This is a genomic window from Pedobacter nutrimenti, assembly GCF_032678445.1.
GTDB lineage: Bacteria > Bacteroidota > Bacteroidia > Sphingobacteriales > Sphingobacteriaceae > Pedobacter > Pedobacter nutrimenti_A.
This window is the reverse complement of sequence record NZ_JAVTSQ010000001.1, coordinates 509,756-532,300: the sequence shown is the minus strand read 5'-3', so window position 1 is coordinate 532,300 and position 22,545 is coordinate 509,756. Positions and strand designations below refer to the sequence as shown.

At 40.6% G+C, this 22,545-nt stretch carries 25 protein-coding genes; 11 read left to right on the top strand and 14 right to left on the bottom strand.

Annotation, left to right across the window (positions count from 1 at the left end; translation table 11 throughout):
- Positions 1–47 precede the first annotated feature (47 nt).
- The 3 genes from R2S08_RS02385 (at position 48) to R2S08_RS02375 (ending at position 4,111) form a co-directional block, all read left to right on the top strand.
- Positions 48–1,961 (top strand): long-chain fatty acid--CoA ligase, encoded by a 1,914-nt coding sequence (locus R2S08_RS02385; RefSeq protein WP_316833696.1) that lies wholly within the window; start codon positions 48–50, stop codon positions 1,959–1,961.
- A gap of 125 nt (positions 1,962–2,086) precedes the next feature.
- Positions 2,087–3,808: a lysine--tRNA ligase gene (gene lysS, locus R2S08_RS02380; RefSeq protein WP_316833695.1), complete on the top strand. Its 1,722-nt coding sequence runs from the start codon at positions 2,087–2,089 to the stop codon at positions 3,806–3,808.
- A gap of 87 nt (positions 3,809–3,895) precedes the next feature.
- The gene (locus R2S08_RS02375) at positions 3,896–4,111 is read left to right on the top strand and encodes a hypothetical protein (protein ID WP_316833694.1); all 216 of its coding nucleotides are present in this window, start codon (positions 3,896–3,898) and stop codon (positions 4,109–4,111) included.
- Positions 4,112–4,141: 30 nt separating this feature from the next.
- Here the strand turns inward: R2S08_RS02375 and R2S08_RS02370 are convergent, their stop codons facing one another.
- Entirely contained in the window at positions 4,142–4,681 is a 540-nt protein-coding gene (locus tag R2S08_RS02370; RefSeq protein ID WP_316833693.1) for a DUF2892 domain-containing protein, read from the bottom strand.
- A 176-nt stretch (positions 4,682–4,857) separates the two neighbouring features.
- Between R2S08_RS02370 and R2S08_RS02365 the strand changes: the two genes are divergently transcribed.
- Both R2S08_RS02365 and ung read left to right on the top strand, forming a co-directional pair.
- Positions 4,858–5,295, top strand: a complete 438-nt coding sequence (locus R2S08_RS02365) for a thioredoxin family protein (protein ID WP_316833692.1) — start codon at positions 4,858–4,860, stop codon at positions 5,293–5,295.
- A gap of 3 nt (positions 5,296–5,298) precedes the next feature.
- Positions 5,299–5,979, top strand: coding sequence for a uracil-DNA glycosylase (ung, locus tag R2S08_RS02360; protein ID WP_316833691.1), 681 nt, complete (start codon positions 5,299–5,301; stop codon positions 5,977–5,979).
- On the opposite strand, the gene R2S08_RS02355 is transcribed toward ung, so the two are convergent.
- Positions 5,976–6,446 (bottom strand): Lrp/AsnC family transcriptional regulator, encoded by a 471-nt coding sequence (locus R2S08_RS02355; RefSeq protein WP_133777326.1) that lies wholly within the window; start codon positions 6,444–6,446, stop codon positions 5,976–5,978. The two genes, ung and R2S08_RS02355, sit on opposite strands and share 4 nt — an antisense overlap.
- 139 nt (positions 6,447–6,585) lie before the next feature.
- On the opposite strand from R2S08_RS02355, the gene R2S08_RS02350 reads away from it, so the two are divergent.
- Genes R2S08_RS02350 through smpB form a run of 3 tightly spaced genes read left to right on the top strand, consistent with a single transcriptional unit; the run spans position 6,586 to position 9,631 of the window.
- Positions 6,586–7,242: a metal-dependent transcriptional regulator gene (locus R2S08_RS02350; protein ID WP_316833690.1), complete on the top strand. Its 657-nt coding sequence runs from the start codon at positions 6,586–6,588 to the stop codon at positions 7,240–7,242.
- Between the two features lie 21 nt (positions 7,243–7,263).
- Complete coding sequence (locus R2S08_RS02345; protein WP_316833689.1) at positions 7,264–9,126, top strand: Nramp family divalent metal transporter; 1,863 nt, start codon at positions 7,264–7,266, stop codon at positions 9,124–9,126.
- 55 nt (positions 9,127–9,181) lie between these two features.
- Positions 9,182–9,631 (top strand): SsrA-binding protein SmpB, encoded by a 450-nt coding sequence (gene smpB / locus R2S08_RS02340; protein WP_199077687.1) that lies wholly within the window; start codon positions 9,182–9,184, stop codon positions 9,629–9,631.
- A 1-nt stretch (position 9,632) separates the two neighbouring features.
- Here smpB and R2S08_RS02335 read toward each other — a convergent pair whose 3' ends face one another.
- The 3 genes from R2S08_RS02335 to R2S08_RS02325 all read right to left on the bottom strand — a co-directional run bounded on the left by R2S08_RS02335 (position 9,633) and on the right by R2S08_RS02325 (position 13,269).
- Entirely contained in the window at positions 9,633–10,289 is a 657-nt protein-coding gene (locus tag R2S08_RS02335; protein ID WP_133777334.1) for a protein-L-isoaspartate(D-aspartate) O-methyltransferase, read from the bottom strand.
- A gap of 113 nt (positions 10,290–10,402) precedes the next feature.
- Positions 10,403–12,883 carry a primosomal protein N' gene (gene priA, locus R2S08_RS02330; RefSeq protein ID WP_316833688.1) on the bottom strand — a complete coding sequence of 827 codons (2,481 nt, stop codon included), beginning with the start codon at positions 12,881–12,883 and terminating at the stop codon, positions 10,403–10,405.
- Entirely contained in the window at positions 12,883–13,269 is a 387-nt protein-coding gene (locus R2S08_RS02325) for a DUF423 domain-containing protein (RefSeq protein WP_108551962.1), read from the bottom strand. Before R2S08_RS02325 ends, priA begins: the two co-directional genes overlap by 1 nt.
- A 93-nt stretch (positions 13,270–13,362) precedes the next feature.
- Here R2S08_RS02325 and R2S08_RS02320 point away from each other — a divergent pair, with 93 nt between their 5' ends.
- Both R2S08_RS02320 and R2S08_RS02315 read left to right on the top strand, forming a co-directional pair.
- Positions 13,363–14,856 carry a hypothetical protein gene (locus tag R2S08_RS02320; RefSeq protein ID WP_316833687.1) on the top strand — a complete coding sequence of 498 codons (1,494 nt, stop codon included), beginning with the start codon at positions 13,363–13,365 and terminating at the stop codon, positions 14,854–14,856.
- A 62-nt stretch (positions 14,857–14,918) separates the two neighbouring features.
- Positions 14,919–16,325: a DUF5723 family protein gene (locus tag R2S08_RS02315; protein ID WP_316833686.1), complete on the top strand. Its 1,407-nt coding sequence runs from the start codon at positions 14,919–14,921 to the stop codon at positions 16,323–16,325.
- A gap of 1 nt (position 16,326) precedes the next feature.
- Here the strand turns inward: R2S08_RS02315 and tsaB are convergent, their stop codons facing one another.
- The 8 genes from tsaB to R2S08_RS02275 all read right to left on the bottom strand — a co-directional run bounded on the left by tsaB (position 16,327) and on the right by R2S08_RS02275 (position 20,922).
- On the bottom strand, positions 16,327–17,013 hold the full coding sequence (tsaB, locus tag R2S08_RS02310) for a tRNA (adenosine(37)-N6)-threonylcarbamoyltransferase complex dimerization subunit type 1 TsaB (RefSeq protein ID WP_316833685.1): 687 nt from the start codon (positions 17,011–17,013) through the stop codon (positions 16,327–16,329).
- A 26-nt stretch (positions 17,014–17,039) separates the two neighbouring features.
- Positions 17,040–17,270, bottom strand: coding sequence for a membrane protein insertion efficiency factor YidD (gene yidD / locus R2S08_RS02305; protein WP_133777344.1), 231 nt, complete (start codon positions 17,268–17,270; stop codon positions 17,040–17,042).
- On the bottom strand, positions 17,257–17,652 hold the full coding sequence (locus R2S08_RS02300; protein WP_316833684.1) for a ribonuclease P protein component: 396 nt from the start codon (positions 17,650–17,652) through the stop codon (positions 17,257–17,259). The genes yidD and R2S08_RS02300 overlap by 14 nt, the downstream gene beginning before the upstream one ends.
- Before the next feature lie 62 nt (positions 17,653–17,714).
- Positions 17,715–17,873: a 50S ribosomal protein L34 gene (gene rpmH / locus R2S08_RS02295; RefSeq protein ID WP_008241331.1), complete on the bottom strand. Its 159-nt coding sequence runs from the start codon at positions 17,871–17,873 to the stop codon at positions 17,715–17,717.
- A gap of 111 nt (positions 17,874–17,984) precedes the next feature.
- Positions 17,985–18,722: a LytR/AlgR family response regulator transcription factor gene (locus tag R2S08_RS02290; protein WP_133777348.1), complete on the bottom strand. Its 738-nt coding sequence runs from the start codon at positions 18,720–18,722 to the stop codon at positions 17,985–17,987.
- Complete coding sequence (locus R2S08_RS02285; protein ID WP_316833683.1) at positions 18,700–19,758, bottom strand: sensor histidine kinase; 1,059 nt, start codon at positions 19,756–19,758, stop codon at positions 18,700–18,702. The genes R2S08_RS02290 and R2S08_RS02285 overlap by 23 nt, the downstream gene beginning before the upstream one ends.
- Before the next feature lie 6 nt (positions 19,759–19,764).
- A complete protein-coding gene (locus R2S08_RS02280) occupies positions 19,765–20,118 on the bottom strand; it encodes a DUF4288 domain-containing protein (RefSeq protein WP_316833682.1) in 354 nt (117 codons plus the stop codon).
- A gap of 9 nt (positions 20,119–20,127) precedes the next feature.
- Positions 20,128–20,922 (bottom strand): LiaF transmembrane domain-containing protein, encoded by a 795-nt coding sequence (locus tag R2S08_RS02275; protein ID WP_316833681.1) that lies wholly within the window; start codon positions 20,920–20,922, stop codon positions 20,128–20,130.
- A 249-nt stretch (positions 20,923–21,171) separates the two neighbouring features.
- Between R2S08_RS02275 and R2S08_RS02270 the strand changes: the two genes are divergently transcribed.
- Positions 21,172–22,044: a ChaN family lipoprotein gene (locus R2S08_RS02270; protein ID WP_316833680.1), complete on the top strand. Its 873-nt coding sequence runs from the start codon at positions 21,172–21,174 to the stop codon at positions 22,042–22,044.
- A 3-nt stretch (positions 22,045–22,047) separates the two neighbouring features.
- On the opposite strand, the gene mscL is transcribed toward R2S08_RS02270, so the two are convergent.
- Entirely contained in the window at positions 22,048–22,479 is a 432-nt protein-coding gene (gene mscL / locus R2S08_RS02265; protein WP_316833679.1) for a large conductance mechanosensitive channel protein MscL, read from the bottom strand.
- Positions 22,480–22,545 lie beyond the last annotated feature (66 nt).

Here is a 22,545-nt window from a genome sequence, read left to right as displayed (position 1 = left end):
AAATGTAAAAGTTTATCATTGCCGAATCAAGCTAAACAGCACATCATATGGTATCATTCAATGAGTTTTCTACTATCCCAAGTTTATTAAGAAACGTAGTAGAGAATATCCACAAACCCACGGAAACTTTTCTGATCCACAAAAAGAATACAGAATGGGAAGAAATATCTTACCAACAGACTCTGGATTGTGCAGATGCAGTATCGGCTTTCTTCCTTTCGAAAGGCATAAAAAAAGGTGACCGGATGGGGCTGATGATCGAAAATGGACCAGAATACGTTTATTACGACCAGGGTATCCAGCAAATCGGAGCAGTGAACGTTTCTATATACCCTACCCTCTCAGAACAGGAAGTAGAATATATTGTTAACGACTCAGGCATTAAAGCCATATTGATAGGCAATCCCTTTCTATTTAAGAAAATACTGAAAATTTCAGAGAACTGCAGGCAGCTTAAATACATCATTCCTTCCTTTCCTGAGTATACTAAGATCAATATACCTGAAGGATTAAAAGCAGAAGTCGTTAGCTTTGACCAAATCCTGCAGACCCAGGAAACCATCAGCCCTGAACAAAAAATACAGATTACCACCATACGCCTTTCTTTAAGACCTTCTGATCTTTCCTCATTAATTTATACATCAGGAACTACGGGAACGCCAAAAGGCGTTATGTTGTCGCATGGCAATTTTGTAGAAAACGTCAAAGTTTGTCTCCAGCAAATCCCTGTAATTGACGAAACAGAAACTTTCCTGTCTTTCCTGCCCCTGTCTCACGTATTTGAAAGAACAGCCACCTATCATGTCTGCTGTGCACAAGGCTGTAAAATTGCCTATGCCCAGAGCCTTGAGCTGCTGGCCAAAAACATGGCTGAGATCAGACCTACGGTGATGAGCTGCGTACCCAGGTTATTAGAAAGGATACATGACAAAGCCATCAAAAGCGGTACAGCAGAAGGTGGCCTCAAAGCAAAGATCTTTATGTGGGCACTGGAAACCGGACAAAACTACCGCAGAAAAAAAGAAGCTGGTAAAAATCCAGGTCTTATTCTTTCTGCAGAAAAGGCCATTGCCGAAAAACTGGTATTCAGCAAGATCAAAGAAAAAACAGGTGGTCGTTTAAAGTTTATGATTTCCGGAGGTGCTGCTCTACCTAAAAATGTTGGCGAATTCTTTGGAAACCTGGGCATCAAAATCCTGGAAGGCTTTGGACTGACCGAAACTTCACCAGTGATGGCAGTTACGGAATACGACAGGCAAATTTACGGTACTGTAGGAAGGGTTATCCCGGGTATTGAAGTCGGCATACAGAATGTAGAAACCAAGGAAATGATCACTATTCAAACCCATGAATCTTTTAAGGAGGATTTTGAATGCGAAGAAGGAGAAATTATTGTCAGGGGTCATTGTGTAATGCAGGGTTACTTCAATAAACCTGCTGAAACTGCCGAAGCCATTGACAAAGACGATTGGTTCCATACCGGTGACGTTGGTCGTTTCTACAAAGGGAACCTTCAGATTACAGACCGGATTAAAAACATGATTGTGAATGCTTATGGTAAAAATGTTTATCCTACGCCCGTTGAAAACATCTATTTAAAAAGCTTAAAAATTGAACAGCTCTTCTTAATCGGCGATAAGCGGGAATACCTTACCGCTATTGTAATCCCTAACCGGGAGAATCTTCAGGAGGCATTCAAATTACCTGATTCCTTCTTTTTAAAACCCGAAGTCTTTATCGAAGAAAAAGAGATCATAGACTGGATAAATCAAGACATTCGCAAATACGCTACTGAACTTGCTAAATTTGAGCGCATCAAGAATTTCAAAGTTAAAAGAAATCCCTTCAGTATGGAAGATGGTGAAATTACACCAACCATGAAACCCAAAAGAAAGGTGATTGAGAAAAAGTATGCAGACATTATTAATGAAATGTATACCGAAGCCGTGGATTCTGAATAACAATTCCCAGCCTTTATTTTATGTTTCTATTCCGAATGGAATTGGCAACATAATTCTTACTTTTGCATCTTATTGAATTAATATACCAACAAGCTATACGGCAATGTGCCGGATATAAGACATATATGAGTACAGGACTATCAGAACAAGAATTGTTGCGTCGCAATTCGTTATCGCAATTACGCGAATTAGGAATCAATCCCTACCCTGCCGAAGCATTTGAAATCAATGCCAATGCAGCAGATATTTTAGCCAACTACGAAAAGGATAAAACCGCATACAAGACCGTGAGCATTGCAGGCCGTATCATGGGTCGTAATATCATGGGTGCTGCATCTTTTGCAGAACTGCAAGACTCCACCGGACGTATTCAGGTCTATCTGAAAAGAGATGAACTTTGCCCTGGTGAAGACAAAACCCTTTACAATACTGTTTTCAAGAAATTATTGGATATTGGTGATTTCATTGGTGTTAAAGGTTACGTTTTCACTACACAAACCGGGGAAATATCCATACATGTTACCCAGTTCACCGTATTATCTAAATCTCTACGCCCGTTGCCTATCGTAAAACGTGACGATGATGGAAATGTATATGATGGATTTACAAATCCTGAATTGCGTTACAGACAACGTTATGTTGACTTAACCGTTAATCCCGACTTCAAGAAGATCTTCATCAACCGCTCCAAGGTGATCAATACCATGAGGAATTACTTTGATGAGCAAGGCTGGATGGAAGTAGAAACACCAATACTGCAACCCATTCATGGTGGTGCTGCTGCACGTCCTTTTGCGACGCACCACAATACCCTGGATATGCCTTTGTATTTGCGTATTGCAAATGAACTCTATCTGAAACGTCTGATCGTCGCTGGTTTTGATGGCGTATATGAATTCGGAAAGATGTTCAGAAATGAAGGGATGGACCGTACCCATAATCCAGAATTCACTTCCATGGAAATCTATGTAGCCTATAAAGATTATATCTGGATGATGTCTATGGTAGAGGAATGCCTGGAAAAAATCGCAGTCGCTATCCACGGTGCACCAGTGGTTAAAGTAGGTGATCAGGAGATTAATTTTGAAGGTCCATACGAAAAACTGAGCATGTATGAATCTATTCAGAAATACACCGGTATCGATGTATCTCAAATGACTGAAGAACAACTTAAAGATACCTGCAAGAGCCTGAACATTGAAATCGATGCTACTATGGGCAGAGGTAAACTTGTAGATGAAATTTTCAGTGAAAAAGTAGAGGCCAATCTGATTCAGCCAACTTACATCACCGACTACCCTATCGAAATGACGCCACTTGCCAAAAAACACAGAAGCAAGGACGGTCTGGTAGAGCGGTTTGAACTTTTTGTAATGGGTAAAGAAATTGGAAACGCTTATTCAGAATTAAATGACCCGATAGACCAGCGCGAGCGTTTTGAAGACCAGCTAAAACTGGCTGCAAGAGGTGATGATGAGGCGATGGCTATGGATGACGATTTTGTACGTGCATTGGAATACGGTATGCCACCAACATCTGGTTTGGGTATTGGAATAGACAGATTAGTGATGTTAATGACCAACCAGTCTACCATCCAGGAAGTACTGTTTTTCCCACAAATGAGACCAGAGAAAAAAGCAAAAGTAACTACCGATGAGGACTTCGTAGAAGCAGGAGTTGCTGCAGAATGGGTTCAGGTGATCAGAAAAATGGGAATCAATACCATAGAGGAATTGAAAGCAGCCAATCCAAATAAAGTATTTAATGATCTTGGCGGTATGCGCAAGAAGTTAAAACTGGATTTGGTGATGCCCACAAAAGACGAGGTAAACGCCTGGTTCTCTTAACAAAGAGATAACAAAAACTTAAAGGCTTGCTATACTAAACTATAGCAAGCCTTTTTTAATTTTAGACGAAATAAATTTGTTGACATTATGAACAACTCAAGTCTGGAAATTACAGAAAATGAATATTGCATTAAGCTCAAGAAAGAAGCATTTGACTTGTCGCTGATTCGTCAGCTGATTAAGCGAATCCAGTCAGAGCAGCTGTTCTTCAGCCGATCTAAAGAATGCTATGAAGAAGACATCATCAGCCGGACTACGAACTCGCTGGATGAAGAAAATTTTGACAGATTAAGTGATAAATAAAAAGAGCCACATTTCTGTGGCTCTTTTTATTTATCTGTATCTGATCTGTTGTTGCTTGTCCAGCATTCCCAGCTGATCTTTCATTTGCTTAATCTGATCTGCCAGTAATTTATTTTTATCTGCTTTTTTCGCTTCTGTCAAATACATCTGCGCTTCTCTTTTATTCCTTTTTCCCATGGCGATCCCTGCCAGGCTTAATTTAGCCAATGCAACATTATGATCCATATGCATCCCCAGAGAAAGCGCTTTCTTGAAATACTTCTCCGATTGCATCGGCGCCTTTCTCGATTCGATTAATCCAATCAAAAGATTATAGTAACCATGCTGTACACGAATCAGTTGTTTTTCATAATTGGTGATCCTTCTTAAAAAAGTTTCTGCTTTAGGCATATTGTCCTTGCGGAGAAACCATTGTGCGAGCAGCATGTTTTCGTTAAAAAAGTAAGTTACCCCTACTAAAAGGCTAATAAAAATGGCTAAAATACCCCAGCCCCAGAATCCAAAGATCATGAGCGCAATGGCGGCTCCAAGTATGGCAAAAGCTGCAATAAGTCGAACTATGTTTGGCATATTATTTTTCTAAATTTTTCTGCAAATATCGTGTTTAAATACTAGAAATTAGATTTAATATTCTAATTTCAGCAAAAAATAATAACAGAAAACACTGCAGAACTACTCTGCTCTTGCCCTATTGTCATAGAAATTAAACAAATCGTGATGATAAACAAGATTTTAACATCCGGAAGATGGAAGAAGAATACAACAATCAGGAAGGATTAATCAATCCGTGCAGTAAAGCACAATTGCTCTCCTTGCCTGAGTTTAAAGAAAGTTATGATCTGGAGTATTCAAATTATGTACTCAACGACGACTTGATCCAAACCTTAAAACACCCGCTTTCAACAAGCAAGATTACCATTGTGTTAGGCACCTGGTGTGGTGATAGTAAATTATATGTACCCCATTTTCTTAAAGTACTGGATGCTGCTGGTTTCAAAGAAGAACACCTCCATTTGATTGGTGTCAACAGAGAAAAAAAAGCAGCCCGGGGGCTCATAGACCATTTAGAGATCGACCGTGTGCCCACCTTTATTATCTTCCAGAATGAAAAGGAGATGGGAAGAATTGTGGAACAACCCAATGAAACCTTTGAAAAAGATATATTGAACATTTTAACAAAATAAATAATGTCTGCAGCTTTAGAACCAGGATGGCTAAGTGTATTGAGCCAGGAATTTGAGAAGGATTACATGAAGTCTTTAAAACTGTTCTTACAGGAAGAAAAACAAAAAGGATCTACCGTATTTCCAAAGGGACCGGATATTTTTAATGCCTTTAACCATACCCCATTTGACAAGGTTAAGGTGGTGATCCTTGGCCAGGACCCTTATCACGGGCAAGGACAGGCACATGGCTTATCCTTTTCTGTGCAAAAAGGAATGACCATCCCTCCCTCTCTTAAAAACATCTATAAGGAACTGCAAACAGATATTGAAGGTTTCGTTCCACCCAATCATGGAAATCTAACTGAATGGGCAGACAGGGGTGTACTTCTTCTCAACGCAACACTTACCGTAAGAGCACATGAAGCCGGTTCTCACCAGGGTAAAGGATGGGAAATATTTACGGACAAAGTGATCAGTGAATTATCAGAAAAAAAAGAAGGTGTCATTTTTTTACTTTGGGGAAAATATGCCCAGAATAAATCAATACTGATTGATGAATCCAGGCATACCTTATTTAAAGCCGCCCATCCCTCTCCATTTTCAGCTTACAATGGATTTTTTGGTTGCAGACATTTCTCCAGAACCAATACAAAACTCATTGAGCAAGGAGAAATGCCGATAGACTGGCAAATAACAGGTTAATATTCCAAAGGAACGATGGGTTCCTTTTTCGTTGTGGACATGATCATCATGGTCTGAAAGGTTTTTACCACAGAGATCTTGCTGATCTTGTCCATAATCAGGCGCTCATAAGCCTTAATGTCATTTACATATACTTTTAAAAGGAAGTCTGCCTGTCCTGTAACATGGTGACATTCAGTAATTTCTTTGATTTGATTCACTTCATCTAAAAAAATCTGAATGGTGTTATTTTTATGAAAATCCAGTTGAACCTGGATAAATGTTTTAATACCCAAACCTAACTTCTCTTCATCCACCAATGCATGATAACTTTTAATAAAGCCAGACATTTCCAGTTTCCTTACCCGCTCCAGTGTAGGTGCCGGAGATAAGCCAATCTCCTGAGATAAAAGCAAATTCGTAATTCTTCCGTTCTCCTGTAAAAGTTTTAAAATTTTAAAATCTATTTTGTCAATTTCTGCTGCCATTACTTTGTTTATTTAAGCCAAATATACAACAAAACAGGGTAATACACCAAATTTAATTCTATAGAATCATTGAAATATTACAATTAATTTTTTAAAATTTTATTTAGATTTATCTAACTTTATTATTAGGTATTTATAAATGGAATCTTACACTGAAGAAAATTATTTAAAGGTCATCTATCACTTGTCCAACCTGACCACCGGAACAGTGCAGACCAATGCGATTGCCGATAAAATTCAAACCAGGCCAGCTTCAGTAACCGACATGATGAAGAAACTGGCAGAAAAACAGCTCATCAACTATATAAAATACCAGGGAGTCACCCTAACCGAAAAGGGAAAAGCAACTGCGGTAAATATTGTCCGCAAGCACCGCTTATGGGAATTATTCCTGGTTAAAACACTCCATTTCAAATGGGATGAGGTACATGAAATCGCAGAAGAACTGGAGCATGTTAATTCCCCGCTTCTCATCGAAAGACTGGACGAGTACCTGGGTTATCCTAAAAGCGACCCTCACGGCGACCCCATACCAGATAAAAACGGAAACTTCGATAGCCCCGCCCTGATTAAACTCAGCAAACTAAAACCTGCCGAAAAAGGAATCGTTGTTGGTGTAAGTGAACATTCTTCTTCCTTCCTTAAATACCTCGACAAAATCAAACTCACACTGGGCACAACTGTAGAAATGATCGAAGTTATAGAATTTGACGGTTCGGTAGACTTACTGATAGAAGACATCAGAAAAAACATCAGCCGGGAAGTCGCCAGCCATATTTTAATGAGAACAACCTAAGCTCTTAGCCCTAAAACCAATATGAATAAGCCCGAATCCTTAAGTGAAGTACATGGAAGTATAGACACCGGTAAGCGCACCGGATGGAAAAGAATTTTATCCTTTATAGGCCCGGCATACCTGGTCAGTGTAGGTTATATGGATCCCGGGAACTGGGCAACTGACCTGGCAGGAGGAAGCAAGTTTGGTTATCAGCTCATCTGGATCCTGCTCATGTCCAATCTGATTGCGCTGTTGCTGCAGTCCCTCAGTGCAAGACTTGGCATCGTTAGAGGACTGGATCTAGCTCAGGCCTCCAGGAATACTTATCCAAAATGGGCTAATATCCCCCTGTTTATACTGGCCCAAACCGCTATTGTGGCCTGCGACCTTGCGGAGATCATTGGAATGGCAATCGGGCTGCAACTGTTGTTTAAACTTCCCCTGATCTGGGGCATCAGTGTAACCATATTTGACACAGTGCTATTGCTATTTCTGATGAATAAAGGCATGCGAAAGATGGAGGCTTTTATTGTTTCCATGGTATTTATCGTTGGCCTTTCCTTTCTGGTAGAAATGTTCATTGTTGAACCCTCGTTTAAAGAAATTGCTGCCGGCTTTAAACCCAGCATGCTTTCTGGCGAAGCACTCTATATTGCCATTGGTATTATTGGGGCAACGGTTATGCCACATAACCTCTACCTCCACTCTTCCCTGGTACAAACCAGGAAGATCAAAAGAGATTTCAAGGGCATAAAAGAGGCCATTAAATTTAACCTGATTGATACAGCCGTAGCCTTAAACCTGGCTTTTTTTGTCAATGCAGCCATTCTGATTCTTGCTGCAGCCGCCTTTTATAAAAATGGTCTGCACGAAGTGGCAGAAATACAAGACGCTTATAAACTACTGGAACATATCTTTGGAGGCGTTGCTCCTGCCCTTTTTGCCATCGCCCTGATTGCCGCCGGGCAAAGTTCTACGGTTACGGGTACCTTAGCCGGCCAGATCATTATGGAAGGCCACCTTAACCTTCGCATACAACCCTGGCTGAGACGACTAGTTACCCGCCTTCTCGCTATTATACCCGCATTTTTTACCATCCTGTATTTCGGTGATGACGCCCTCAGCGGCCTCCTCATTTTAAGCCAGGTCGTTTTGAGCCTCCAACTGGGCTTTGCTGTAATTCCACTAATCCATTTCACCTCTGATAAAAAAGAAATGAAAGAATTTGCAATTGGTACCTGGGTTAAAATCCTGGCCTGGACCAGTGCGCTTCTAATTGTGGCGCTCAATGTGAAACTCGTTATTGAAGAGATCAGTTCCTGGAATGAAAAATCCGGTGCCTGGTATGTTTCTTATCTTATTGTCCCGGTCGCCCTTCTGATTGGTTTACTCCTGTTGTACGTTTTTCTTCATCCCATCTTTACCTCCAGGAAATTAAGAAAAAGCAATGTACCACACGGAGATGCACTTAATATAGAAGCCGTTGGCGATATTGACTATACCAAAATTGGAATTACCGTCGATTTCTCTAAGAACGACAGAAACACCATTCGCCATGCACTCATACAAGGCGGAAAAAATGCCCAATATTACCTGATCCATGTGGTTGAAACCGCAGCGGCACGTTATTATGGGCAGTCTGCCTTAGACCATGAAACCCAAAGTGACGAAGAAAACCTCAAAAAGTATTGTGAAAACCTCGAAAAATTAGGTTACCAGGCCAGTCCCCATATTGGATTCGGGAATCCAGCCAGAGCCATTGCAGAGCTGAGTAAAGAACACCATATCCAATTGCTGGTCATGGGTGCTCACGGACACAAGGGGCTTAAAGATCTCATCCTGGGTACCACCGTAGAGTCCGTTAGACACAAAGTCAATATTCCAGTATTAATTGTACGGTAAAAATTTACATAATCTATGTTTAATCCGCATTTCTTTCGGATATTAGCAGATTCATATGAAGAACGACGTCCAAATAAAGAATAAAAGAGCCTATTTTGATTACCATATCGTTGAGAAATTCAACGCCGGGATTGCATTGCTGGGTACCGAAATTAAAGCCATAAGACAAGGAAAAACGAATATGTCTGATGCATTCTGCATGTTTATTGGCAATACCTTATACGTAAGAAACCTCCACATCTCAGAATACAGCCACAGTTCATTTTACCACCACGACATCAAACGCGACAGGGTGCTGCTTTTACAGAAAAAAGAGCTCAAAAAGCTTAAAGCAAAAAGTGAAGAAAAAGGATACACAATTGTACCCCTGCGAATTTTCACCAATGAACGCGGCTTTGCAAAAATGGAAATCGCACTCGCTCAGGGTAAAAAAGAATTTGACAAACGCGATAGCATCAAAGAAAGAGAATCCAAAAGAGAACTGGACCGGGCCATGAAATTCTAAATTACCAGGCCTGGTCACCCACCAGCGGAACGAAACGAAAAGTATCCAGTTCTATTTTTTCATAGTCCGTTTCGCTTACTCTTATCACTGTAACCATTTTCTGCGAGTGCTCATCTCCAACCGGAATAACCAGTATTCCGCCAACCTTGAGCTGCTTTAACAGTACTTCGGGAACAAAAGGCGCACCAGCGGTTACAATGATCTTATGATAAGGCGCATGCTGCGCGATCCCCATCGAACCATCTCCAAAAAAGAAATTCGCATGATAGCCCATCCCCGGCAATACCCTGATGGTATGCTTATAAATACTCTCCTGCCTTTCTATAGTAAATACATCGGCCCCCAGCTCCATCAAAATACAAGTCTGGTAACCTGAACCTGTACCGATTTCGAGTACCCTATCTCCCTTTTTGATGTGCAGCAACTCGGTCTGATAAGCTACAGTATAGGGCTGGGAAATGGTCTGCCCATCCCCTATAGGAAAAGCAATATCCTTATAGGCCTGATTCCAGAACGTTTCGTCAAAGAAAAAATGCCGCGGAACCTTGCCAATAGCTTTCAATACTTTTGCATCAGCTATCCCCCTGGATGCCAGGTGCTCCACCAATTTCTTTCTAGCGCCTCTTTCCCGATAATTATCTACAAACTTATATGCCATTGTTCTTCAAAAATACTCGTTTGATTTTAATCAGAGCCATTAAACTGATTTAATCCTTCAAAATCCTCCTAACCGCCACAAGATCAACATCAATAAATGTTAAAGCCTTTTATTTAATACGGATCTACATCCAGTTGAATCAACACCCCCTTAAAAGCCTTCTCGGTATTGAACCTGGTGATCTCGCTTTTCAGTAGAGTTTTCACCTTATGAATGGCCGTATGACGATCTGATTTAATGATCACCTGCCTGATGTAATAACTTCTGATCCTGGAGATCAGTGGCTGCTCGGGTCCAAGCACCCTAGCCCCCAATCTCGATCTTAAGGCCGTTGCAAACTGCTGTGCAGCTACATTCAGCACATTGGCATCCTTATGCTTTAAGCTGATAAAGATCAAACGGGAAAAAGGCGGATAATTAAACTGTGCCCTTTCGGCAATTTCATCATTATACATTTCCAGGTAATTGTTCTCCACCACCTGTTTAATGATACGGTGGTCATCATCATAAGCCTGAATCACCACCTTCCCCTGCTTTTCCCTTCTTCCAGCTCTTCCAGAAACCTGTGCCAGCAACTGATAACTGCGTTCAAACGCACGGAAATCCGGGTAATTCAATAAAGTATCGGCATTGATCACACCAATCAAGGTAACGTTGTCAAAGTCTAAACCTTTGGCCACCATCTGCGTGCCGATCAGTATATTTGTTTTTTTATCCTGAAAATCTGTAATAATGGTCTGAAGACTATTTTTAGTTCTGGTGCTGTCTACATCCAAACGGGCAATCTTGGCCTCCGGAAAAATCAAACTCAGTTCTTCCTCAATTCTTTCCGTACCGAATCCCTTTTGCTCCACATGAACCGAACCACAGGCCGGACAGACCTTTAAGCTGTTTTCATGATAGCCGCAATAATGACAATGCAATTTTCCACTACTCTTATGAAAAGTTAAACTGACATCACAATTGATACACTTAGGCGTATAGCCGCAAGTGGCACAGATCAATATGGTTGCATAGCCCCTTCTGTTCTGGAACAAAATGACCTGTTCTTTATTTTCGAGTGAAAGACTGATGTCATCAATCAGGTTCGTAGAAAAGTAAGCCACCATCTTTTTTCTCTTGGTCGCCTCAGAAATGCTGATCACCTCGTGTGCGGGAAGCTGTACGCCCCCAAAACGTTCCGTTAAAGACACCAATCCATATTTCTGGTTCAATGCATTGTAATAACTCTCTATCGATGGTGTTGCAGAACCCAAAACAACCTTTGCCTTATGCAGATAAGCCAGGTAAACCGCAGCATCTCTGGCCTGGTACCTCGGAGCAGGATCATGCTGTTTATAAGACGACTCATGCTCCTCATCCACCACGATAAACTTCAATTCCTTAAAGGGCAGAAATATCGCAGACCGGGCACCCAATACAATTTTATAAGTACCGTTCAGCACTTTGTTCCAGATCTCTACCCGCTCAAAATCATTAAACTTCGAATGATAAACCCCAATAGCATCACCAAAGTACTTTTTAATCCGCTCTACAATCTGCGTGGTCAATGCAATCTCTGGCAAAAGGAACAATGCCTGTCCTCCCTGCGCAATAGCCTTCTCGATCAGCTTGATATAGATCTGGGTCTTTCCCGAAGCCGTAACACCATGCAGCAATACCACTTCCTTTTCTTTCAGCTGCTCATCAATCTGATCTAAAGCAACCTGCTGTGCCTCACTGAGCTTAAAATTCAACACTACATCATCCGGATCATCATTTAAACGGCTCACCGGTCTTTTCTTCTGAACAAAAATCTCTTTGTCTACCATAGCTTTGATAGCAGCTGCCCCGCAATTGCTGTATTCCAGCAATTCTTGCTTGGAGATTTCAGATCTGTTCTTAGATAAACTGATGTAAGCCAGCAAAGCATCCATTTGTTTTGGTGCCCGATCCAAAATCGCAAACAATTCCTTTAAATTTTCCTCTTCCTTATAGAAATCGTTCAGAGATATAAACGACTTCAGCAAAGGCTTGTACTTTTCTACAACTTCTTCGGCGATATAGACAATTTCCTTATCGATAAGAGATTTAATGATTGGAAAAACAGTTTTTTGCCCCAGAAGCTTCATGATGTCATCCACAGACAAGCGGTGCTGTGTACTTAAAGCAGTTACAATAACATACTCCTTTTCACTCAGCAGCTCTATATCCAGTTCCGCATCTTCCCTAAACACAATAATGGTTTCACTGGTCAGCTTTAACCCGGTTGGAAGCGCTGCCGACATTACATCCCCCTCATTACAAACGTAATAATCCATCATCCAGTCCCAGAACTTCAATTGCAGAGGGTTCACTACAGGGTGCCTGTCTACCACATCAATGATATACTTCGCCTCGTAAATTTCAGGCGCAGTTGTACTGATGCTTTTAATTAAAGCGGTATAGATTTTGTTCTTTCCAAACTGAACAATCACCCTTTTACCCACTTCAATCTGATCATTCAGGTCAAACGGAATCCGGTAAATGTAATTTTTAGCAAGAGATAAAGGTAAAACGACCTCCACGAAGAGTGTTTCCCGCTCTTCAAACTTAAACTCGCTGATTCCCCCCATTATTTATGCCTTAGTGCAGCAAAAAACAAGAGTATCCAGCCTGCAATAAAGAACAAGCCTCCAAGGGGCGTTACCGGACCGATAAACTGTACGAAAGAAAGATGAAGCAACTCTCTGGTAGCTAATAAATATAAAGACCCGGAAAACAAAATGATCCCGGCCGTAAAACAGAAATAAGCCAGATCTACCAGTTTATTCCTGAACCTACCGAAGGTAGATAAAAATAACAACGCAAAAACGTGATAAAACTGATATTCTACGCCTTTCGCCCAAATGCTTAATGATTCAGCACCTACAACACTCTTCAAACCATGTGCTCCAAATGCACCCAGCACTACAGCCAGGGCACCAAAAAAAGAAGCTGTTAGAATTATTCTCTTGTTCATTTCAGATTGGCATTTTTATAAGCGCTAAAAATAACAAAATGAGTGCATTTTATTAGTAATCCAAAATATAAATTAAATTTGCCTGTAGATCAAATGAAAAGAATTTACTTTATCGTCATTATTTTGCTCGCAGTGCTTAGCGCGCTCACTTATCTCTATTTCTCTAAACTTAATAAAGACACCCATATTACCGACCTGAGTTTGTCTGCCGCTACGGCACAATCCGGTCTTGTTTTCTGCGTTCAGAACAATAAAAGTGTCACAGATCTCCTGTCCAGCCAGGATCTTCTTCAACGTTTACTCAGTAAGGACAAACAAAAAACACTGTTGTCTTTGCAAAGCCAATTCCTGAACGACCCCGATCTGAACAAATACCTGAATGGACAAAACCTTTATATCAGCTTTATTGCTGCCAAAAATAAAAACACAGACCTGTTGATCAGCACTCAGATCAATGAACAGAATGATCCGGCAACCTTAAAACCACTGTTAAAATCAAAAGTAATTTCCTTAACGGATACAGCAGATGTTTCCAGGTTAACCACAAAAGACAGTCTGACTTTTTACCTTAAACAAAAAGACAACCTGCTGCTGCTTTCCACCTCTTTTAAAACCATCAGCAACAATTTAAAAGCAGAGGCCGGCAAAACCGATCAGGAATTTTTAGACTATATCAAAACCAATCTCAAACTGACCAGCAACAGTGTGGCCAGTGTATACCTCAACTTTAATTTCCAGCAAAATTTACTCCAGCAAATCAGCCCTTCAGCACTGGATGAATCACTGATGCTCTTTCAGCAACAGGATGCCTTTGCCTGCCTGAGCTACAATTACAGTAAAGAAAAGATCCTTTTCACCGGAAACACATTTGTAAAAAGTGACCAAAACTATTTGAAACTTTTTACCGAAAGTAAGGCAGGAAAAATAACCATCGATGCCCTTTTACCTGAAAACACAGCAAATTACACCATCTACACCATTAGCAATTACACAGAATGGAGCCAGCAACTCCATAAGAGATTTACCGAATTGAATAAGGAAAAGGAAATTCAAACCGCACTTGGCCGCATCGACACCAAATACCACCTGGAACTTCAACGTACCATCCCGGAATACTTTAAGGATCAACTGGTTACATTCCAACTTTCGAGCGGAGAAAAACTCGGTGTAATTAACCTTAAAAACGGAGACAAACTCAGCCAGTTGCTGTTGGACATCAGTAGCGATTACCAAACAGAAATCAAATCCTTCAAAGAACAAGATTTGCTGTATTACTATTTTGGAGATCCGTTTAAAGGCTTTAAAAAGCCTTATTATATCATTATAGATAATGCGATGATTTTCGCAAACAACGCCAGCACCCTACAGGACTTTTTAAGCAACTATTCAGGTAACCATTTGCTGATCAACAACAAAACCTATATCAATGCCCTCGACCAGCTTCCAAATACCTCTACTATTCTTTTTTACCTGGGCAAGAAAAAACAGGAAAACACGGAGCGGTTTGGCACCTTTATCTATCAACTCAGTGCCGACCATAAGAACTTTCAAACCAATACGCTTCTTTTTAACAATAACACACCATAAAATCGTGACACAGATAAAATCCTTAGCGAAAAATCTTTAGATTTAAAATATCTTTAATTTTTATGAGAAGGTTCCTAATTATTTGTGTGCTGTTATCCCTGGTTTTGAAAACTGAAGCTCAGCAGTATGGTTTGTTCAACACAAGAACATTATTCGATGCTTTTGAAAATCCGGCGCAAAAAGCATTTGTTTTAGACTCCTCCAGAAAATTCGCCTCTAACTTTCTCCTGCCCTATCTGAGTTTGAATGCCACCAATACCGGTGATGCCAATAAGGTTTTCAGAAGAGCCCTTTCGGATAATATTTTTAAAACTTCTGATTTGCCAATTGGCAATAATGCACTCAATCATGTTTACCAGAACTCCAATATTTATCTGCTCACCTTCAGAATTTTCCAATCTTACAAATACCAGAAAGAATTAGGCTTCTCCTGGCAGGTTAGAACAGATGGAATCGCAACTTACACCAATGAAACCCTGGCCATCCTCAATGATTACCAACGCTTCAGCAATATCCCTGCAGACAACAATTTGTTCAACAATAACGGGTATGGACAATCTTACCATCAGTTCAGCATCACCTATCGGGAGAACTACACGAAGAAACTGGCCTTTGGTGTAAAGCTGAGTCTGCTCAGCGGCATCAGCTATAATAAATTAGACATCAATGGCTCATCGTTTTCTGCGTATAAAAACGCTGCAAACCAGGATGTATTTGATCTTGGACTCCGCGGTACCTACAGAGCAACTTTTCTAAATTCCGATGAATTGAGCGCCAATACATTTATGCCAAGCTTTAGAAACCCCGGCGCTTCTATTGGCTTCGGCACAACCTACACGTCTAAATCCGGTTATTTCCTAATGGCCAATATTAAAGACCTTGGTTTCATCAAATGGAACAATGACAGCCACAACATTCCATTTAATGGCCATGCTGTGATCGAGGACCCAGATGCCCTGTCCTCCCACGATTTCAAAAAGAAAATCACAGATATTGTAACACTTCGGGATGCGAAAAGCGGCTTTTATAGCCTAACCAATGCAAAAGCAGATATCACTGCCTCCAAATCCTTCGGTGCTTACACCCCAATGCTGATCTTATCTAAAAACCTGTTCTTCAAAGGTGGCGACGCTGCCTTTGTCAATACCTTTAAATACAACGAATTCTCGGCGAGCCTGACTCCTGATTACAACTTTAACGGCTTCTTTATGACCGGACTGCAGGGAATGTACAAAACACCTAATTTCGAGGCTTTCCTGGGCACAGATAACCTGATCAAAACCATCTACCTCAAAAGCAATTCAGGTTCAGGCTATTATGGCGCATCCTTTTACATGGGAATCGGCATTAAATTCGGGGGAACAGTAGAACACCCATTAAACAGCAGCCATATGCCTGGTGTAGGAGATGAACCAGAAGAAAAAAGTTTCTTTAAAAAACTATTCCACCTTTTTGAAGAAAAAAACTAATTTATACTTTCTTTTTAGGCTGGGTAAGTACGAAATCTTTTAAGTAATGTGGTTCAAAATAAGCCACATCTTCAAAATCTCCAGCCTGATAAGCTTGTTCTGCCAGTTTACTGAGATGTGCCGCAGAATTGAAGTTCAGATCTAAGAACAATGCATGATCATTTTTCAGAACATCCTTACATTTAAACGCACCGTCACCAATAAAGGTCATCTGATGCTGAAGAAGTTCCTGTTCAAAAGAACTTTCATCTATGATCTTCGCCTCAGTTTCGCTGATGGTATTCAGCGAATGATCAAAAATTGCGGTATACACTTCCATCCTCCTGGCATCAATCATCGCACATACCAGTCCCTTATCCTCCGGCTGAGCCTCTATAAAGCCATTTGCCATCATCTTCAGGGTATCCAATGCGATCAGTGGTTTATCCAATGCGAAACAAAGGCCCTTAGCCGTAGAAACACCGATCCTGAGCCCGGTATAAGAACCAGGCCCTTTACTCACCGCAACCGCGTCCAGTTCATGATATTCCATAGAAGCCTGTTTCATCACCTCCTCAATAAACAGCGTCAAATGACCAGCATGTATATTCTGAGCAGTCTCTTCTTTTAAAGCAATTGTTTTACCATCAACAGACAGGGCAACAGAGCAGGTCTGCGTCGCAGTTTCAATTTGGAGTATCTTGGCCATTGGTACAAATATAGCAGATTTTTAATTTAAGGTACAGGATCATGTCCATGTGCGCCCCAGGGATGGCACCTTCCTATTCTTTTCAGCGTAAGCCAGCCACCTTTAAAGGGACCGTATTTCTTGATTGCTTCAATTCCATACTGAGAACAAGTAGGTGTAAACCGACAACTTGCCCCGAGCAAAGGCGACAGCAACCATTGGTACAGCTTAATCAAGCCTAAAAACAGCCAGCCAACAATTTGCTTAAGAAATCTCATGGGTTTTCAGATTAGGCGCCAGCTTGTTTAAAGCAGCAATCATTTTCTTTTCCATAAAAGCATACTCATACTTTTCCTTACCAATATACTGGATAGAAAGCAGCAATAACTGGTCCTGATCTTTCAGGTACGCGTACAAATGACTTTGCTTGTAATGACGATAAACCTCTCTGGTACGTCTTTTCAAAAGATTTCGGTCTACCGCCCGTTTAAATCTCTTTTTAGCAACGTTGATCACCACCTGGGCAGGATAAGGAGAAGCCTCAGGTATCAGCATATAGGTGATCCTGAAGGGGTACAATAAAAAAGAAGAACCGTTCTTAAACAATAAGTCTAATGACTTCTTGCTACATAACCGTTCTTCTTTAGAAAATGTTTTCATGTTTTTGATTGCAATTTTGCAGATAAGCTGATCTGCTAACACTTAGTGTGCTGCAATCAAAATTATGCTTTGTGACGACGCTCGTCAGAAACTGATAATTTTTTTCTTCCTTTTGCACGGCGGGAAGCTAATACTCTTCTACCGTTTGCTGTAGCCATTCTTTCGCGGAAGCCGTGTTTGTTTCTTCTCTTTCTTTGCGAAGGTTGGAATGTTCTTTTCATAACTGTATTATATCTTAACTATATATTTTTTAAATAAGAGGTGCAAATATAGCTTGATTTTTATTCAAATGCAAATACATTTGAGATGTATAGCATTTTTTAGGTAAATCACTATAAACCAAGGGCTGCTTTAAGCTTCAAATATCCCGTTTTACTCACAGGAAGCCATATATCAGACTTCAACAGCACAATATAACTTTCCTTTTCTTTCAGTTCTATCCTGGTCACCTGCGACAAATTGATGATATAAGAACGATGGATCCGGATAAACTGTGAGGGTTCCAGGCTTTGCTCAAAAAAGCTCATGGTTTTATTTTTATAGTATACTCCTTCTGTTGTACTTAATTTCACCTGGTCATCATCTGCTTCAAAATAATGAATATCCATCACATTCAGAATCTTGATGACCCCATTCTTTTTAACCACAACCCTGTTGTTGTGCGCAGGGTTTAAAGAAGCTGTGTCCAGCAACTCTTTGGTTAATGCACCTCCTCCATTCAGTTTTGCCGGCAGTTTTTGCATAGCCAGGTCAAAGCGGTCCTTTTCTATAGGTTTCAGTAAATAATCAACGGCATTCACTTCAAAGGCTTTAATCGCATATTCATCAAAGGCTGTGGTAAATATAACTGCAGGCGGCTGCTCTACCAGTTCCAGCATCTCAAAACCACTGATCTTAGGCATCTGGATATCCAGAAAAATAAAATCCGGCTTGATTTGCGAAATGGCCTTTAATCCTTCAAAACCATCACTACATTCTGCAACAACCTCTATGTCGGAATAATCCTCCAAATAGAATTTCACAATATCCCTGGCCAGCGGTTCATCGTCAATGAGTAGTGTTCTTATCATTATGTTGTGGTATTTTAAGCTGTGTTATAAATAAATTTGTATCTGTTGCAGAGGTTTTAAGTAAATTATGATCCGCAAATAATAAATATAATCTCCGTCTGATCGCTGTCAGACCAAAACCCGTTCCACCGGTTGCTTTCATTTCCGGATCAAATGGATTTTTAACAGTAATCTGCAGTACATTATGCTCTACCTTTACCTCAATGGTAATCGTAATGGCAGCTGAAGTATTGTAAAGTCCAAATTTAATCGCATTCTCAACGATCGGCTGCAATAAAGTACCAGGCAGTTTCAATTCCATCGTATCCTCTTCAACTTGAATGTCGATACTCAGTCTGTGGCTAAACCTGACCTTTTCAATATCCAAATATAGCTGAATATACTCCATTTCTTCAGCAACACTGACCCAAATATCATCATCTCTTTTTAAAGTCCCCCTTAAAAAGGAAGCCAGTTTGGTGATCATTGGACCTGCTTCTTTTGGTTTTACAATGGTTAAAGCATATACAGAGTTTAAACTATTAAATAAAAAATGCGGCTGTAGCTGGTGTCTCAGCTTATTCAGTTCTGCCTCTTTTGCCAGGTTCTGCGCGGTAAACAATCTTTCCTGCATTTCCGACTGCTCTTCGAGCCTGTACCAAAGAATATTTGCAAGGGCACACCAGGCCAGGAAAACAAAATTAATGACCAGCCTAAAGGGAAGTTTCGACTGAAGAAAAGTTTCATAATTTGCATCTGGTACAGCCAGTCCAAGAATAAATTTACTGCTGAAAGTAATGAACAGGGCCAGGATAAAGGTGAGCACAAAAACAAAAATGACCGGCTCGTTCTTTGGCTGATAATACCCCAGCAAAGTACTAAATATAATACAGGACAAGGCCAGCAGGATATTAGTGACCAGACTGTCCAGTCCCGAAATCAGTAAATTATAATCCAGCACATAGTAAAACAAAGCCGCATGAACAGCTACACAGGCTATAAAAATACCTGTGGCCATCTTCTGTATTCTTGGCAGAGATAAAGGTTTGGTTGTCAATTTAACTTAGTTTACAGGAACGGTCTCTAATACATCTAATAAATACTCCCTGCAGCGCCCCACATGGTCCTTAAAAGCCTCTGCATCGGTAGGTTCATGAATAAAAGAGGTCACTTCTGTCCCATCCTCCGGAGCCTCAATTTCATGCAGGCCAGAAATCCCGATAAATTTCCAGGATACATCTTCCCCCCTGATGTTCTTAAAGGAATCCTGGAATTGCCTGGCCAGTCCCTGCGCCTTTAACAGGGCTTCGCTGATACTCCTTGACAATAGCAACCTGATCTGTTCATCAAATTGCGGTGAATGGTTCCCTTCACCGCTTACAATTTGATACACATACTTTACTGCAAACCATTTCATAATTTAAAATTAAAAGTTTCTGATGTCAACGCCTCCAAATATGGCTACGCCTTCAATAATTAAAATCTTCCTTGCACCCTCACCTTCAAAAGGCACCACTGCCCTCTTGTCATCAATTCCCCCAAAAATGGCTGTTGCTTCAGATTTTACCAGCCAGGTTGGAGGAACTATAATTTTCACACCCCCAAACAAAGCCACCACATCGATCCTTACCGTTCCCTCAAAATCTGCCTGGGCCAGATTGATTTCACAACCCCCAAAAATTGCAATTACATCCCCTCCCTTAAAGTTTTTTGAATATACTTTATGGTGTGTACCACCAAATGCATTTACAGAATCAATAAAATCACTTACGTTTCCTTCAGTTGCAGCATCCTTAGGATCTGAAAAAGACGAACCGTACTCAAATTGGGCATCTTTTTCTTTATGAAGCTCCGAGAACTGCGACGCATCGAATTTCTTTTTCCAACGGTCCTGATTTCGTTTAGGCTTAAAGATCAGATATAGGCCAAGGCCGATAAAAGCCAGTGAAAAATAATATTTCCTGATGTCAAAATCTACGATATTCCCTAATGTAAAATACCCTCCGATTAGCACCATAACCAACCAGCCGCCGCCTCTGAAGTTTCTTTTGAAACCAATAAAAAGACCTATAGCCACTAAAAGCATAGGCCAGCTGAGTATCCATCCCGGAATATAAATCCCGAAACTTCTTAAAAAGAATACCACCCCTATGATTAATAGGATCAATCCGCTCCAGGCACTATTGGAATGGCTTCTGTTTTTTATTTTGTAGTTCTCCATTTGTTTCTAAATTCTAACCAAATGTATATCTATTCGTTCAGCTGCAAAAGTACCTTACTCTATATCTGCGAAAAAAGTCGGTGAATGACCAGTTTTCATCGGTAAGACAACCAACTCTATCTTTCCCCCTAATTTCTAGAAAAAAAAATAAAAAAAAATCCCGACAGCTGCTTTTGCCTATAAAAACAGCTATTCTATTTTTGTAAATCTCCTGCTAAAAATTACCCCGTTAATCTTTTACCTTTGAGAATGAAAGCATTGTTCGTACTGATTTTGACCACCTGTCTTCCGGCCTTGTTAATTGCCCAAAACATGGAGCAACATTATAAGCTATACGACACTAAAAAACAGAAGACCATCTCCATTGAAGAGATCGTTAATGAATTGAAAAATGTGGATGTTTTATTCTTCGGAGAAGAACATAATGATTCAACGGGGCACATTTTAGAAATGATGATATTCAGGAAAATGCAGGAGTCCTATCCCAAAACAGCCTTAGCTATGGAAATGTTCCATACAGACGTACAACCTGTTATAAACGAATATCTGGCCGGCTGCATTTCTGAAAAGAACTTCATTAAAGAAGCCCGTGCCTGGAACAATTACGATGATTATAAACCACTTATAGAATACGCCAAAGCAAATAAGCTGAACGTAATTGGAGGAAATGCAGCAGCCAGGTACAGTAATATGGTTACCCGGGGCGGGCTTGAGGCCTTAAAATCCTTACCTGCAGGCTCCATCACTTTCCTTCCACCTTTACCCATAGATACGGCCACAGGCCGCTACTACGAAAAATTTACAGAAACCCTTGGCGGACATCATATGGGAGATATGAAAATTTATCAGACACAAAATTTTTGGGATGCCACGATGGCCTGGTCAATTGCCAGGTTCCTTAAACAAAACAAAGGATATAAAGTGCTTCAGCTAAACGGGCGTTTTCACAGTGACGAAAAACTGGGCGCAGTGGCTCAGCTCAAAATAATGAGCCCTAAATTAACAACAGGAAACATTTCCTGCTTCTCCGCTGAAGATTTTAGCAACCCGAACTGGACAAAATACAAAGACCTGGGCGATTACATCATTCTAACCGACCCAGGCCCAAAAAGAACCTTTTGATCTCTATTTTGATTTCAGTAAGTCTCTGATCTCTGCCAGCAGAATTTCTTCTTTAGTAGGTTCTGGTGCTACTACCGGAGCAGCCTCTTCCTTACGTTTCATTGCATTAATGCCTTTAACCAACAGAAATACAGCAAAAGCCAGCAAAAGGAAATTGATGGCTACGGTAATAAAATTACCATAAGCAAAAACCACTGCGTGCGGTACTTTCCTGGCTTCTTCCAGGGCCAGATTTCCTGCTACCTCGCCCTTGAGAACGACGTACATATTACTGAAATCCACTGAGCCGATCACTGCAGAAATCAAGGGCATGATTAAATCCTTAACCACACTGTCGATAATCTTACCAAATGCTCCACCGATGATCACACCGACAGCAAGATCCATGACATTACCTTTTACGGCAAATTCTTTAAATTCTTTTACAAATCCCATATATAGTTCGTTAATGATGTACTTAAATTTATCAAAGATTATTCCAAAATCAAAGGATTAATTTCA

What these genes read in the sequence shown, in the direction of transcription:
- rpmH (WP_008241331.1), bottom strand. Translation starts at nt 17,873, where the DNA reads ATGAAAAGAACATTCCAACCTTCGCAAAGAAAGAGAAGAAACAAACAC.
- yidD (WP_133777344.1), bottom strand. Translation starts at nt 17,270, where the DNA reads ATGAGATTTCTTAAGCAAATTGTTGGCTGGCTGTTTTTAGGCTTGATT.
- R2S08_RS02315 (WP_316833686.1), top strand. Translation starts at nt 14,919, where the DNA reads ATGAGAAGGTTCCTAATTATTTGTGTGCTGTTATCCCTGGTTTTGAAA.
- R2S08_RS02370 (WP_316833693.1), bottom strand. Translation starts at nt 4,681, where the DNA reads ATGCCAAACATAGTTCGACTTATTGCAGCTTTTGCCATACTTGGAGCC.
- R2S08_RS02350 (WP_316833690.1), top strand. Translation starts at nt 6,586, where the DNA reads ATGGAATCTTACACTGAAGAAAATTATTTAAAGGTCATCTATCACTTG.
- R2S08_RS02280 (WP_316833682.1), bottom strand. Translation starts at nt 20,118, where the DNA reads ATGAAATGGTTTGCAGTAAAGTATGTGTATCAAATTGTAAGCGGTGAA.
- R2S08_RS02375 (WP_316833694.1), top strand. Translation starts at nt 3,896, where the DNA reads ATGAACAACTCAAGTCTGGAAATTACAGAAAATGAATATTGCATTAAG.
- mscL (WP_316833679.1), bottom strand. Translation starts at nt 22,479, where the DNA reads ATGGGATTTGTAAAAGAATTTAAAGAATTTGCCGTAAAAGGTAATGTC.
- ung (WP_316833691.1), top strand. Translation starts at nt 5,299, where the DNA reads ATGTCTGCAGCTTTAGAACCAGGATGGCTAAGTGTATTGAGCCAGGAA.
- R2S08_RS02355 (WP_133777326.1), bottom strand. Translation starts at nt 6,446, where the DNA reads ATGGCAGCAGAAATTGACAAAATAGATTTTAAAATTTTAAAACTTTTA.
- R2S08_RS02365 (WP_316833692.1), top strand. Translation starts at nt 4,858, where the DNA reads ATGGAAGAAGAATACAACAATCAGGAAGGATTAATCAATCCGTGCAGT.
- R2S08_RS02345 (WP_316833689.1), top strand. Translation starts at nt 7,264, where the DNA reads ATGAATAAGCCCGAATCCTTAAGTGAAGTACATGGAAGTATAGACACC.
- R2S08_RS02325 (WP_108551962.1), bottom strand. Translation starts at nt 13,269, where the DNA reads ATGAACAAGAGAATAATTCTAACAGCTTCTTTTTTTGGTGCCCTGGCT.
- R2S08_RS02320 (WP_316833687.1), top strand. Translation starts at nt 13,363, where the DNA reads ATGAAAAGAATTTACTTTATCGTCATTATTTTGCTCGCAGTGCTTAGC.
- priA (WP_316833688.1), bottom strand. Translation starts at nt 12,883, where the DNA reads ATGGGGGGAATCAGCGAGTTTAAGTTTGAAGAGCGGGAAACACTCTTC.
- smpB (WP_199077687.1), top strand. Translation starts at nt 9,182, where the DNA reads ATGAAGAACGACGTCCAAATAAAGAATAAAAGAGCCTATTTTGATTAC.
- R2S08_RS02290 (WP_133777348.1), bottom strand. Translation starts at nt 18,722, where the DNA reads ATGATAAGAACACTACTCATTGACGATGAACCGCTGGCCAGGGATATT.
- R2S08_RS02385 (WP_316833696.1), top strand. Translation starts at nt 48, where the DNA reads ATGGTATCATTCAATGAGTTTTCTACTATCCCAAGTTTATTAAGAAAC.
- tsaB (WP_316833685.1), bottom strand. Translation starts at nt 17,013, where the DNA reads ATGGCCAAGATACTCCAAATTGAAACTGCGACGCAGACCTGCTCTGTT.
- R2S08_RS02335 (WP_133777334.1), bottom strand. Translation starts at nt 10,289, where the DNA reads ATGGCATATAAGTTTGTAGATAATTATCGGGAAAGAGGCGCTAGAAAG.
- R2S08_RS02300 (WP_316833684.1), bottom strand. Translation starts at nt 17,652, where the DNA reads ATGAAAACATTTTCTAAAGAAGAACGGTTATGTAGCAAGAAGTCATTA.
- lysS (WP_316833695.1), top strand. Translation starts at nt 2,087, where the DNA reads ATGAGTACAGGACTATCAGAACAAGAATTGTTGCGTCGCAATTCGTTA.
- R2S08_RS02275 (WP_316833681.1), bottom strand. Translation starts at nt 20,922, where the DNA reads ATGGAGAACTACAAAATAAAAAACAGAAGCCATTCCAATAGTGCCTGG.
- R2S08_RS02270 (WP_316833680.1), top strand. Translation starts at nt 21,172, where the DNA reads ATGAAAGCATTGTTCGTACTGATTTTGACCACCTGTCTTCCGGCCTTG.